Consider the following 12908-nt stretch of genomic DNA (forward strand, 5'->3'; position numbering starts at 1 on the left):
GGACGACCGCACAGTCCCCATGGCGGGACGGCTCGCAGAAGTAGGCGTCACGCGGCGCCTGCCAGGTGTGGCGGGGCGCCGGAGTCGGCCATCGGCTCCGGCTCTCTTCGCCCTTGCTCGTGAAGGAGGACCCATCGTGACCCCTCGCACTGTCGGTGAGGTAATGACACGGGACGTCGTGCAGGCCGGCCCGACGACACCGTTCAAGGAGGTCGTACGGTTGCTCGACCACCACCGGATCAGCGGACTGCCGGTGGTCGACGCCGACGACAAGGTCCTCGGTGTCCTGTCCGGAAGCGACCTGGTACGCGCCCAGGCGTACCAGGAAGGCTCCGCTCCGCCACCGGCCGTGACCGCGCAGGACATGATGTCCAGCCCGGCCGTCACCGTGCACCCGGAGCAGACCGTGCCGGACGCCGCCCGGCTCATGGAGCGCCGCGGTGTCGAGCGGCTGCCCGTGGTGGACGAGGCCGACCGTCTGATCGGCATCGCCACTCGCCGCGACCTTCTCCGGGTCTTCCTGCGTGCGGACGACGACATCCGCCGCGAGGTGACCGAGGAGATCGTCGTCGGCGCAGAGGAGCTGTCGTCCGACGCGGTCCTCGTCTCCGTCCGCGACGGCGTCATCACTCTCGCGGGCCAGGTGGAACTGCGTTCCCGGATACCGGAGATCGTCCACGCCGTCTGGCGCCTCGAAGGCGTGGTCGGCGTGGTGAACGGCCTGGGCTTCCGCATCGACGACTGTGCGGCAACGGTTGGGCCCGCTCGCATCGGGAGTTCATGAGAACGCGGCCGGCAGCCTCGAACGGCCTGGGCCGACGGTCCCTGTCGAGCCGGGCCGGACGGCCCCGGAAGAGGCCCTCCGGCGCCTCCTGCGGCAGACGGCGCCGGAGGACAGTGAAGGCGGAGAGCGGCGCGGTTCACCGCCGCACCGCTCCTGGCCGGACCGCCGTACACCACGGCGGCCCCTGACAACGGAGGCACATCGCCATGACCCGACAGGACGTGCGGACCGAGGACCGCGTCAGGACCGACGCCCCGTCCGACACCGCGGTCGCCGTGGACCGTCTGGTGGCGGACGGTCTCAAGGCATTAGCCGATTACGAGAGCCTGACCCAGGAACAGGTCGACCACATCGTCAAGAAGGCGTCGGTCGCCGCCCTGGACCAGCACACCGCGCTGGCCCGTCTGGCGGTCGAGGAGACGGGACGCGGGGTCTTCGAGGACAAGGCGGCCAAGAACATGTTCGCCTGCGAGCACGTCACGCACAGCATGGGCCGCATGAAGACCGTCGGGGTCATCGGCCGGGACGACATCGAGGACATGGTCGAGATCGCGGAACCGGTGGGAGTGGTGGCCGCGGTCACCCCCGTCACCAACCCGACCTCGACCACGATTTTCAAGGCGCTGATGGCGCTGAAGACCCGTAATCCGGTGGTCTTCGCGTTCCACCCCTCCGCCCAGCGGTGCAGCGCCGAAGCGGCCCGCGTCGTACGGGACGCGGCCATCGCCGCCGGTGCACCGGAGCACTGCGTGCAGTGGATCGAGGCCCCGTCCGTCGAGGCGACCAGCACGCTGATGCGGCACCCCGGTGTCTCCCTGATCCTCGCCACCGGCGGCAACGCCATGGTCAAGGCCGCCTACTCGGCCGGCAAGCCCGCACTCGGCGTCGGCGCCGGCAACGTCCCCGCCTACGTCCACCGCAGCGCCAAGCTGCGCAGGGCCGTCAACGACCTGGTGCTGTCCAAGTCGTTCGACAACGGCATGATCTGCGCCTCCGAACAGGCCGTCATCCTGGACACGGCGATCCATGACGCGGCACTCGCCGAGTTCCGCACCCTGCACGCCCATCTGGCCACCCCGCAGGAGAAGGCGAAGCTGGAGACCTTCCTGTTCCCCGCCACCGGCGGTTCAGGTGCCGGCTGCGAGCCCAAGGTCAACGCCGCCGCAGTCGGACAGAGCCCCGCGTGGATCGCCGCGCGGGCCGGGTTCTCGGTGCCGGAGAACACCTCGGTCATCCTGGTCGAGGCCGAACGCGTCGGCCCCGACGAGCCGTTGACCCGCGAGAAGCTCTGCCCGGTCCTCGCCGTGCTGCGCGCCGAGGACGAACGTCACGGCTTCGGCCTGGCCGCCGACATGGTCGCCTTCCACGGCCAGGGCCACAGCGCCGTCATCCACACGGAAGACGCGGCCGTGGCGGAGGCGTACGGCATGCGGATGAAGACCGCACGGATCATCGTCAACTCCCCCTCCTCCCAGGGTGCGATCGGCGGCATCTACAACGGCTTGCTGCCCTCACTCACCTTGGGCTGCGGCTCCTGGGGCAGCACCTCGGTGTCCGACAACGTCTCCGCCGCGCAACTGCTGAACGTCAAGCGGGTCTCCGCCCGCCGCAACAACCTCCAGTGGTTCAAGGTCCCCCCGAAGATCTACTTCGAGCCGCAGGCCATCCGCTACCTGACCTCCATGCCCGACGTCCACCGCGTCACCATCGTCACCGACGCCACCATGACCCGCCTCGGGTTCGTCGACCGGATCAGCCGCGTACTGCAGCAGCGCCGGGAACCGGTCACCCTCCAGATCATCGACAACGTCCAGCCCGAACCCAGCATCGACTCCGTCCAGCACGGCGCCGACCTCATGCGGGACTTCCGCCCCGACACGATCATCGCGCTCGGCGGCGGCTCCCCCATGGACGCCGCCAAGGTCATGTGGCTGCTGTACGAACAGCCCGGCATCGACTTCGCCGACATGCGGCAGAAGTTCTCCGACATCCGCAAGCGCGCCTTCCGCTTCCCCACCCTGGGCAAGCTCGCCCGCCTGGTCTGCGTGCCCACCACCTCCGGCACCGGAGCCGAGGTCACCCCCTTCGCCGTCATCTCCGACCCCGCCACCGGCAAGAAGTACCCCCTGGCCGACTACGCGCTCACGCCCAGCGTGGCCATCATCGACCCTCTCCTCACCACGGTCCTGCCCCCGGCCCTCGCTGCCGACAGCGGCTTCGACGCCCTCACGCACGCCGTCGAGGCGTACGTGTCGGTCTACGCCAACGACTTCACCGACGGCCTCGCGCTGCACGCCATCCGCCTGGTCTTCGACCACCTGGAGGCAGCGGTCACCGACCGCGAGGGCGCACCGGAAGCCCGGGAGAAGATGCACAACGCCGGCACCATCGCCGGCATGGCCTTCGGCAACGCCTTTCTCGGCATCGTCCACGCCATGTCCCACACTCTCGGCGCGACCTTCCACATCGCGCACGGGCGCACCAACGCCGTGCTGCTCCCCCACGTCATCCGCTACAACGGCACCATCCCGACGAAGCTGACCGGCTGGCCCAAGTACGAGGACTACCGCGCTCCCGAGCGGTTCCAGGACATCGCCCGCGCCCTGGGGCTGCCCGCCACGACCCCGCCCGAGGGCGTGGAGTCCCTCGCCGCGGCCGTCGAGCGCCTGCGTGACGCCGTCGGCATCGAGCCGACATTCAAGGCGCTGGGAGTCGACGAACGGACCTTCCTGGACGCGCTGCCGCAACAGGCCCTCCAGGCCTACGAGGACCAGTGCGCACCGGCCAACCCCCGCATGCCGATGCTGGACGACATGCGGGAGCTGATGCGCACGGCCTACTACGGCTGAACACGGGGCGGTCATCTCCGCGCGGAAGGCGCCAAGGTCCCCCCTGACAGCCCTGGCAAGGGACCGCCCGCAGATACGGTCACCGTCCAGTGCGCTTCGCGATCCGGGCCGGGAGCGGGCGGACAGACTGCTCCCGCCCCACCGTCGGATCCGGTGCGGCGCGTTCGGGTCGAAGCGGCGTGAGGCTCGGGCGCCGAAGCGTCTCAGCCTGTGGTGGGGCCGGTCCAGTCCGTGGGGACGTGACCGAGGCGTACCCGCTGCGGGTGGTCGCCGACGGGGATCGAGGTGACCTTCTCACCGGTGGCGAAGTCGATGGCCGTCACCTGGTCGGTGCCGCTCTCGGACACCACGCAGTGCTTGCCGTCTCCGCTGACGGTGGCCCAGTACGGCTTGGAGGCGGTGACGAGCGGGCCTTCCTGAAGCGTCTCGCGGTTCACGACGGTGACGTAGTCGTCCATGGTCCCGGCGATGCAGAGCTTGTCGCCCCGGGGGCTCATGGACATGCCGTGGTGGCGGGAGTCGTTGACGTAGGTGGTGCGTTCGTCGCTGGTGTCCGGGTTCTTCGGCAGGGTCTTCACTCGGGTGATCTTGTCGTTGTGCACGTCGTACTCGACGAAGCCGTTGAAGAAGGAAACCTGGAAGTACATCTTCGACTCGTCGGGCGTGAAGGCGACGGGGCGCAGCGCGTCAGACAGGTCCTTGCGGCCGAAGGCGTCGAGCCGTTCGCGCATGTCGATGATCTTCTTGACCTGGAAGGTCTTCGCGTCGGCGATGGTGATGCGGCGGTCGCCCTTGGTGAAGTCCTGCCAGGGCGCGTCCATGTCGGTGTTGACCTCGCCGATGGACATGTTCCAGAGGTACTTGCCGTCGTCGGTGTAGACGTTCTCGTGCGGTTTGTCGCCCGTCTTGAAGCTGCCTGCCTCCTCGCCCGTCGCCATGTCGAGGACGTGCACGGTGTTGGAGATGGAGGCGGAGACGGCGACCTGGGTGCCGTCGGGGGAGACCGCCATGTGGTCGGAGCGGAAACCGGAGACCGGGAAGCGCCAGTTGATCTTGCCGCTCTCCACGTCGATGGAGACCACGTCGGCGAAACTCGGCCGGGAGGCGACGACGGACCTGCCGTCCTTCGTGGTGTACATGTCGTCGACGTACTGGTCGTGCCCCTCACCCGGGCCGAGTCGGATACCGAGGAAGAAGGCGAGCTTGACGGGGTTGAGGTAGATCTCCCGCAGGCGCTCCTTCTTGTCGGGGATCATGTTGATCCGGCCGATTCCGGCGTAGTCGCCACGGGAGTTGATGACGTCGGCGGTGCCCTCCCAGTTGTTGCCGACGAAGAACACCTCCTTGAGCTCCTCGAAGGAGGTTGCCCGTGCCTGCTTCGGGATCTCGCTCGCGCCGGCCGAGCCGGGGATCGTGGACAACGATCCTGCGGTCAGCCCCACGGCGACAAGGGCGGCCATGCCGAAGGGGTGCCGACGGCGAGGACGACGAGCAGGGGAACGCTTCATGGTGAACTCCAGAGGCAGGGGTGGGCGGCGCGCCGTCAGACACAGGCCCGCATCTGTTACTGGAGGTAACGTAGCCAGGAGAGGGAAAGTTGAACAGAGTCCCATCGAGATTCCTCGCCGGGCGCGATCGAGCCTTCCCGACGGTTGGCCACGGGCAGAATCATCCGAGCCGCCCTGTTCGCGACGGACGAACTCCGGTAACCCAAGCGTCATTTGGGCGTCGGGAATCCCGAGGGCCATCGGGCCCGCGGGGGCCCGCTCGGCCCTGCCTCGGGTCGCGCGGCGTCACGACAATGGCCTCAACCCGTACGGATCCGTCCGGGCGCACAGGGGGTCGCCGACGCTCCAGCTCCCGCCGCCACCTGCCAACTACCTCGACACGAAAGGCGGATGAGTGCAGGGCGCCCTCAGGACCGGGATCCGACGGTCCGTCCGTCCACTCCGTCACCAGCGATGCCTGGAGCTCACGTACCGTCAACAAATCATGACCGCTCAGCGGCCCCTCGTACGACAGCGACCGGGCAGTGCGCATGATGCAGGACCGCCTGGCTGACCGCCCCCAGCATCAGCCCGGCGAACCCACCACGGCCCCGAGCGCCGACCACCAGCAGCTGCGCCGAGCGACTGGCCTCGATCAGCGCCTCACGGGTCTGGCTGCGCAGAGCCCGAGGCTCCACGATCACTCCCGGGTACCGCTCCCGGCGCCCAGCCAGCACCTCGGCCACCAGCCGCTCCTCCGCCTCGGCGAGTTCTGTCGACGGGTCCACATAGGTGTCTGCGCCCTCGTGCATTTCGGAAGGGGGCGCACTCCACAGGGTCCAGGCATGAATCGCCCTCAGCGGCGCTCCACGCAGCGCGGCCTCCGCGAAGGCGAACTCGATCGCCTGCTCGCCCGCGGCGGAGCCGTCCACGCCCACCACGACCGGCCCCTTCTCGTCGCCCCCCTCACGCACGACCAGAACCGGACACTGGCCGTGCGCGGCAAGATGCACCGCCGTCGAGCCGATCAGCAGCCCGACGAACCCGCCCATGCCCCGCGACCCGACGACCACGAGATCCGCAGCCCGCGACTGCGCCTCCAGCACCGTCAACGGCTCACCGGTCACCACCGCGTGCGAGACATCCACCCCCGGCGCCGCACTCCTGGCCCGCGCCACCGCCTCAGCCACCAGGCGCTCGACCATGTCGCGCAGCCCGCCCTCCGGCGGGCCCAGCGGCGACGGAGTCAGCGGCACATGCATCGCGGGCCACAAGAACGCGTGCACCACGCGCAGCCCGGCACCGCGCCACCGTGCCTCGCGCGCCGCAGCCTCCACCGCCGCGAGGCTCGACGCGGACCCGTCCACGCCCACGACCACCAGACCGCTCATCCCGACTCCTCGACACCGACGCACCTTCGTCTCCCAGCGTCCCCCAGAAGCCTCACTGCTGCCAGGGGACCGTCCCTGCCGCTCCGTCGCCTCGCACCGAGGCCGGAGCCGGGTGGCGTTCCCCTACAGAGGACCCGACCGGTTCGTGGGCACCACCCGACCATTCGGGATAAATGTGGTAGATAGACGAAATGGTCATGATGACTGTTGTTCGTGCGGGGCAACGAGGACGTGGCCGATTCACCGGTCTGCGTCTGCTTCCTCGGATCGGTCGGTCAGGATCTCGTCCACCACGCGAACCGCCCGGTCGTCGTATGTGGATCCGATGCCTCAGGGTGAGGATTCCGGAGCGCCCGGACGAGAAGGCGGTTCCACCCGCGACGCGCATCACGGGCTGAGCGCCCATGAGGTCGTGCTGCCCTGCCACCCTCCAGCCGCCCGAACCCTCAACACCTGGAAGCCGCCATGAGCAATCTCGCACTCGCCCTCATCGCCCTGGGAACCTGGATCGCCATCGGCCTCGCCACCGCCTGGTGGATGGCCCGCAAGGGCTTCCGCCACTGGGGATGGCCGCTCATGGGGATCGTCTTCGGGCCGATCCTGACCCTCGCCGCCGGCGAGCGTACCCGACTGCACCGCCTCGGACCGCTCGCCCGGACAGAAGTCGGTCCGCCCGGCCCGGGCGGCCTGCGAGTACTGGTGGGCGTGGACGGCTCCCCGCAATCCCTGGCCGCGCTGGACCAGGCCGCTGACCTCCTGGGGCCGTACGCGCAGGCCCTCGTCGCCGTCGAGGTGGTCGGCTACGACGCGGCCGACAGCGAAACGGACCCGAGCATCACCACGGCGAAAAACCACCTGCGGGCCGTCACCGAGCGCACCGCCGGGCGGGTGACGCACTGCGACATCATCTCCGGGCCACCCGCGCAGGCGCTGATGGCCTACGCCAAGGAACAGGACATCGACCTCATCGTCGTCGGCACACACGGACGCGGCCTGTCACGCCGCCTACTCGGCAACGTCGCCCAGCAACTGGTGCGTCAACAGAGCGTGCCGGTTCTCGTCATCGGCGAGCAGCGTACATCCCCCGATGAAGCCGTGTAGAAAGCGCACTCCCTGGAAGGTTCTCGGCGTACGAGCGACCCAGGCGTGACAGGCCGGGCCAGGCCACCGCGGCATTCGCGTCACACCGTGGCCAGCGGCGACCGTGCCAGCAAGATGATGCCCGTCACGGCCGCCGCCGCTCCCAGCATCTGCACGGTCAGTGCCCCGCCGGTGAGTGCGAGCTGCTCGCCGAAGACGACGATGCCGATCGCGACGGCGCCGATCGGCTCCAGGGTGTCGATGATCGGCAGACTGACAGCCAGAGAGCCGGCCTGGAAGGCGCTCTGGGACAGAACCAGGCTCGTCACCCCGACGGTGATCAGCGCGTATGGTTCCCAGTGCAGGAGTACTTCGAGGCCGTCGGCCCGGAACCGGCCGGCCGTGCTCTTGGCCAAGCCGTCGAGAAGCGCCAGCATCAGTGCCGCGCAGACCGCGTATGCGGCTGTCCGTACCCATCCAGGGCGCCTGGCTCCCATCGGCGCCAGCAGGGCCACGGCACCGACGATCACCGCGAACGCGGGGACCCAGTCGTGGAGCGCAGGGAGCGTAACGCCGGCAGAGAGCGGCAGCACCGCCAGGAACACCGCCACGCCTCCCGCCGTGCAGGCCATTCCCGTCTTCTCCCAACGGGTCAGTCGCTCCGCGCGCCGCAGAGCCAGGAACGGCAGCGCGAACAGGAGATCGGTTGCCGCGAGCGGAAGGACCAGGGCCAGCGGGCCGTACGCGAGCGCGAGTCCGAGGAAGGCGAAGGAGGAGACGGAGAGCCCCAGCCCCGCCAGCCATCTGGGCCGACGGGCCAGGTCGAGCAGGAGCCGCAGCCTCATCGACTCCTGTACGGACGCCTGCCGCGCCGCTTCGTGCTGCAGCACCGACCCGATACCGAAACATACGGCGGCCATCAGGGCACTCGGCACCGCGATCACGATGTTCACTGGTCAAGGAGCCTTGCCGCCACGGGACGGACCACGTCTGAGGCACGAGAGAACGGTCTGGGCAGGCCCGTCAGGCACGCGAGCACGCCGGATGTCGCCAGGGTCCGCGCGACGGACTCTGACGCGGGCATGGTCCGGGCTGCGAAGGTGTCATTCATGCGCGATGACGGCGACGGGCGCCGGACAGTGGTGGATCAGGGCATGGGTGACGGATCCGATGTGTGCGCCCAGAGGTCCTTTGCGTACCCGTCGGCCGACCACCACGAGGTCCGCGGCCGCCGCGGCCTGCAGGAGTAGTCGAGCCGGCCCGCCGATGGGCGACTGTTCGGCGACCTCCACGGAAGGGAACCTCTGCCGCCATGGTTTCAGGGCTTCCGTAAGGCGCCGCGCGAGGCTGGGGCCCATTTCCCGCTCGGCCGCGATGAGCGCCGAGGCGTCGCGGACCACGGGCATGATCGACCACCCGTACAGGACCAGGACACGGTCGCCACGGAGTGAGGCTTCCTGGAAGGCGAAGTCGAGGAGCGGGGCGAAGAACTGGTCGAGGTCCACGCCGACGACCACGTCGCGCGCCGGGCCGGCCGGGACAGCGCCGTCCGCTGCGTCCGGCCGCTCCCGTGCCCGTACGAGCACGACCGGGTGCTCGGTGACGCTGATCGTCGCCATGCCGACCGACCCGAGGAGGAACCCCCTCAACACGCCCAGACCGCGAGAGCCGAGTACCAGGAGACCGGCCTCGGCCGCCTCGTCGGCCAGGACCTCGGAGGGCTGCCCGGATCGCCGACGACTCTCGGTCTCCAGAGAAGGGTGCTCGCGCCGCACCGCTTCCGCGGCCTCGGCCAGCAGATCGTCGGCCCAGTGGCTCCGCGCTTCGAGGCTGCCGGACCGCGCGGTCGCCGGGCCCTGCGACTGATCCGCGTAGACGATCCGCAGGTTCACTTCGCGCAGTACCGCCTCCCCGGCGGCCCATACGGCCGCCGCGACGGCCGCCGGCGACCCGTCCACACCGGCAGTCACAGGACGGGACATGCTCACGTTCCCTTCTGGCGACGGAGGGCTCCTCGCCGGACTGCGGGCCTGAGGTCACGCGGAGTGGCTCCGTACTGCGACGGGTGAGGCGACTTTCCTCAGCCACTTTCCGCACATCGAGGTGATCTTGAGCACCCGTTCGGGCTCGGGACGATCGACACGCACCTCCCCGCCCCGCAGCCCCGGCACACGAGGTGGGGCAGAACCCCGTACGACCACGATGAAGGATCGTGGCGCGCTGCGCGCGCTGGGCGTGCCGAGAAGGACCCCCTGCGGGGCGGATGGGGTTGCGGGTGGGACGGAAGGCTACGTGCTCCTGTCTCATCCCAGGGTGTCCGGTCCTCGCGGTCGTGGGCTTCCGTCGTCATCGCCGTGCGCCTGGGCGCATTCGATCCGGCGCGGTACGCAGCTTCAGGCGTTGGTCGACGCCGTGTAAGGAGCGTGGCTCAGCGGGCTGACGAGTTCGGCGAGGGCACGTTCCAGGTCGTGGAGGTGTGCAAGGGCAGGGTCTGCCGCAGTGGAGTGATTCGCATGGACGGGCGCTGTGGGGATCGCGCCGGGGCGGGGCGCGGTGAGGATCTCGACTGCGGACTCGACCCGCCAGCAGGCAGCCGCGAGGCGGGCGTCGTGCGAGGCGTCGGGGTCGGCGGCGACAACGGCCAGGCTGCGGACCTCGCGGGCGCAGTCGTCGAGCAGGGCCAAGACCTTGCGGGCGCGCGCTTTGCGGGCCCGAAGTGGGTTGAGTGGGTGGACCAGGGGCGCGAGGGAGAGCCGTACCCGCCCCAGCAGAAGTTCGAGCTCGGCGATGTGGGGCTCGGGGTCGGCGTCCGGGGCGCCGGCAAGACGCGCAGCGGCCTGGGCGGTGCACGCGTGGACACAACTCAGTGCGCGCTGGATCCAGGAATGGGTCGTCGCGTGCGTGGTGACGGGAAGTACCACCAGCACCGCGAGGGCGGCTCCGAGCGCCCCGACTCCGGTTTCCGTCAGCCGCAGCACGAGCAGTCCGGGGTTCAGGACTCCGAGCAGTCCGTAGAGGAGGGAGACCATCAACGTGACGGCGAAGATCATCCAGGAGTACGACACCGCGGCCGTGTAGAAGATCCCGAAGACGCACACCGCCACCAGGATCATCGTGCCCGTGAGGTTGCCCTGGATGGGAATCGCGATGAGCAGTCCGGCGGGAATTCCCAGGACGGTGCCCAGAACGCGGCGGAAGCCGCGCACGAGGGTCTCACCGCGCGACGTGGTGTTCACGAAGATCCACCAGGCCGTGCCCACCGCCCAGTACCAGCGGTCCTGCGACAGCACCTGCCCCACCCCCAGAGCGAACGCGCACGCCACAGTCGCCTGTATCGCTTGGCGGGTCGTCACACGCTCCAGACCCCGCCCTCCCGCCGGAGGAGGCACAACCGCGGGCGGATAGTGGCGCTCGAAATGCCACAGCCCGAAACGGACCGCCGAGGAGACCAGGAGGGCAAGGACGACAGCAGTGAGGAGCTCGGGCAGTTGGGTGAGAGTGGCGTGCAGGAACTGGGCGGTGAAGAACATCATGAAGGCGAAGATCCCCAGCGCGTTCCCGCGCGGCCCCCATCGCCGCGCGAAGACTCCCGCACCGATCACTGCCAGGAAAGCGAGGTCCCGGACCAGGGGAACATCGTGCAGTCCGCTCGCGAGCGCAAGTACCGGGAATCCGACCGCCGGCAACAGGGCGGTGGTCAGGACCTGAGCGCGGATGTCCGCGTCCGTGACCGTGAACAGGGCCAGAAGAGCGGCCAGGCCGCCCGTGATGGCAGCGACCAGCGAGTGCCCGGTCACCGCACACGCGGCCACCGCCCCGCCGACCCCCACGACGGAGCGCGCGGCACTACGCAATCGCAGTCGACCCGGATCCGGTGCTACGAGCAACCTCTTCAACACGACTTCCCTCCGAAGACCGAAACGACCAACTCGCAAAGCTGACGCATAGTCAGGAAAGTCGGCAACGGGTCAGCGCCGGTCCGAGGGCGAGCAGTGCCGCGAGACCGCCCGTGATGGCCGCCACCAGCCAGAGGCCGGCGAGGCCGCACAGCGCGACCGCGAGGCCGATACCGGGAACGGCACGGACGGCGAAGCGCAGCCGTACCCGCCCCGGGTCCGGCGCCACGAACAGCCTCTTCAGCACACTTCCACCCCTTCCGCGTCACCGCGGGACTCGCATGAAAAAGGCGCCGCGGAAGTCCGCAGCGCCATCGACGGATCCATTGCAGCACCTGCCGGGCCCATGGATCAAACCGGGAGGATTACTCTGTACCAATGGACCAGTCAAGGGGCCGAGAGGTCGGCCATCAGCACGCCAACGGACCATCCACGAGATGAGTACGTGTACTCATCTCCCCACGGTGCGGGCGGCGCACGATGCCGACATGGACATGGACATGCGCACGACCGCGCTCCGGGAGGAGCGCGAGTCGCGGAGCGGAGAACCTCCTGGTGTTCCTGGCCCTCGCTCCGTTCGACGCTCTCGTGGGCGGCTACGCCTGGCTCGCGGTGGGCATGGAGGCCTGGGCCGCCGCGCACAGCGGCGCGCAACCCACGCTTCCGGTGGCGGAGCCGGCGGGTAGCGGGGGTGTGCTGGCGGCTGTGGGACCGGCCCTGTGCTGGGGCCGGTTCCGGGGCGCCGCCGTGACCCGGTTCGTCCTGACGGCCGTGCTGATGGCCTGGCTGCTGTCGCTCTACGGGTGACACGCCGGCGCACGGGGTGCGCCCCCGCTGGGTACAGTCGGAGCCGCACCGGACGGCTCGGAAGGAGATCTGCGGATCATGGCGGTGGACGCTCTCGACACCCGGATCCTGCGCCTGCTGATCGAGCAGCCGCGCACCAGCGTCCGGGAGTACGCGCGCATCCTCGGCGTGGCCCGCGGCACCTTGCAGGCCCGGCTCGACCGGCTGGAGCGCGACGGCGTGATCACCGGCACCGGACCGACCCTCTCCCCCGCCGCGCTCGGCCATCCCGTGCTCGCCTTCGTCCACCTGGAGGTCACGCAGGGGCATCTGGTCGAGGTGGGCGACGCCCTGGCGGCTGTGCCCGAGATCATCGAGGCGTTCTCGACGACGGGCGGAGGCGATCTGCTGACCCGCGTGGTCGCCCGGGACAACGGGCACCTGGAGGACGTGATCCAGCGGCTGATCCAGCTGCCGGGTGTCGTCAGGACACGGACGGACGTGGCGCTGCGCGAGCGGGTGGCGCACCGGGTGCTGCCGTTGGTCGAGTCCGTGGGGCGGGCGACCGGGGCCGGCCGGGCCCCGGGACCGGTCAGGGCTGACCGTCAGGGGTGACCGGACCCGTCGGTCCGCGG

The 12908-nt window shown here is 69.8% G+C and carries 11 protein-coding genes; 5 read left to right on the forward strand and 6 right to left on the reverse strand.

Going from position 1 to position 12908, the window contains the following annotated elements:
• Window positions 1-136 precede the first annotated feature (136 nt).
• Window positions 137-784, forward strand: coding sequence for a CBS domain-containing protein (locus IG90_RS0129615; RefSeq protein WP_206434053.1), 648 nt, complete (start codon window positions 137-139; stop codon window positions 782-784).
• A gap of 206 nt (window positions 785-990) precedes the next feature.
• Window positions 991-3633, forward strand: a complete 2643-nt coding sequence (gene adhE, locus IG90_RS0129620) for a bifunctional acetaldehyde-CoA/alcohol dehydrogenase (RefSeq protein WP_030591141.1) — start codon at window positions 991-993, stop codon at window positions 3631-3633.
• Between the two features lie 203 nt (window positions 3634-3836).
• Here adhE and IG90_RS0129625 read toward each other — a convergent pair whose 3' ends face one another.
• Window positions 3837-5093: a YncE family protein gene (locus IG90_RS0129625; RefSeq protein WP_030591143.1), complete on the reverse strand. Its 1257-nt coding sequence runs from the start codon at window positions 5091-5093 to the stop codon at window positions 3837-3839.
• Between the two features lie 530 nt (window positions 5094-5623).
• Window positions 5624-6511, reverse strand: a complete 888-nt coding sequence (locus tag IG90_RS0129630; protein ID WP_030591146.1) for a universal stress protein — start codon at window positions 6509-6511, stop codon at window positions 5624-5626.
• Window positions 6512-6976: 465 nt separating this feature from the next.
• On the opposite strand from IG90_RS0129630, the gene IG90_RS0129635 reads away from it, so the two are divergent.
• The gene (locus IG90_RS0129635; protein ID WP_030591147.1) at window positions 6977-7612 is read left to right on the forward strand and encodes a universal stress protein; all 636 of its coding nucleotides are present in this window, start codon (window positions 6977-6979) and stop codon (window positions 7610-7612) included.
• 80 nt (window positions 7613-7692) lie between these two features.
• Here IG90_RS0129635 and IG90_RS0129640 read toward each other — a convergent pair whose 3' ends face one another.
• The 4 genes from IG90_RS0129640 to IG90_RS0129655 all read right to left on the reverse strand — a co-directional run bounded on the left by IG90_RS0129640 (window position 7693) and on the right by IG90_RS0129655 (window position 11734).
• The gene (locus IG90_RS0129640) at window positions 7693-8544 is read right to left on the reverse strand and encodes a DMT family transporter (protein WP_030591149.1); all 852 of its coding nucleotides are present in this window, start codon (window positions 8542-8544) and stop codon (window positions 7693-7695) included.
• A 150-nt stretch (window positions 8545-8694) separates the two neighbouring features.
• Window positions 8695-9573, reverse strand: coding sequence for a universal stress protein (locus tag IG90_RS0129645; RefSeq protein WP_030591152.1), 879 nt, complete (start codon window positions 9571-9573; stop codon window positions 8695-8697).
• Window positions 9574-9984: 411 nt separating this feature from the next.
• The gene (locus IG90_RS0129650) at window positions 9985-11490 is read right to left on the reverse strand and encodes an FUSC family protein (protein ID WP_030591155.1); all 1506 of its coding nucleotides are present in this window, start codon (window positions 11488-11490) and stop codon (window positions 9985-9987) included.
• A gap of 49 nt (window positions 11491-11539) precedes the next feature.
• Window positions 11540-11734, reverse strand: coding sequence for a hypothetical protein (locus IG90_RS0129655; RefSeq protein ID WP_030591158.1), 195 nt, complete (start codon window positions 11732-11734; stop codon window positions 11540-11542).
• Window positions 11735-12042: 308 nt separating this feature from the next.
• Here IG90_RS0129655 and IG90_RS39875 point away from each other — a divergent pair, with 308 nt between their 5' ends.
• Complete coding sequence (locus IG90_RS39875) at window positions 12043-12294, forward strand: hypothetical protein (protein WP_233436116.1); 252 nt, start codon at window positions 12043-12045, stop codon at window positions 12292-12294.
• A 78-nt stretch (window positions 12295-12372) separates the two neighbouring features.
• Window positions 12373-12888: an Lrp/AsnC family transcriptional regulator gene (locus IG90_RS0129665; RefSeq protein WP_030591161.1), complete on the forward strand. Its 516-nt coding sequence runs from the start codon at window positions 12373-12375 to the stop codon at window positions 12886-12888.
• Window positions 12889-12908 lie beyond the last annotated feature (20 nt).

The sequence above is a fragment of the Streptomyces anulatus genome, from assembly GCF_000721175.1.
Taxonomy (GTDB): Bacteria; Actinomycetota; Actinomycetes; order Streptomycetales; family Streptomycetaceae; genus Streptomyces; species Streptomyces anulatus_C.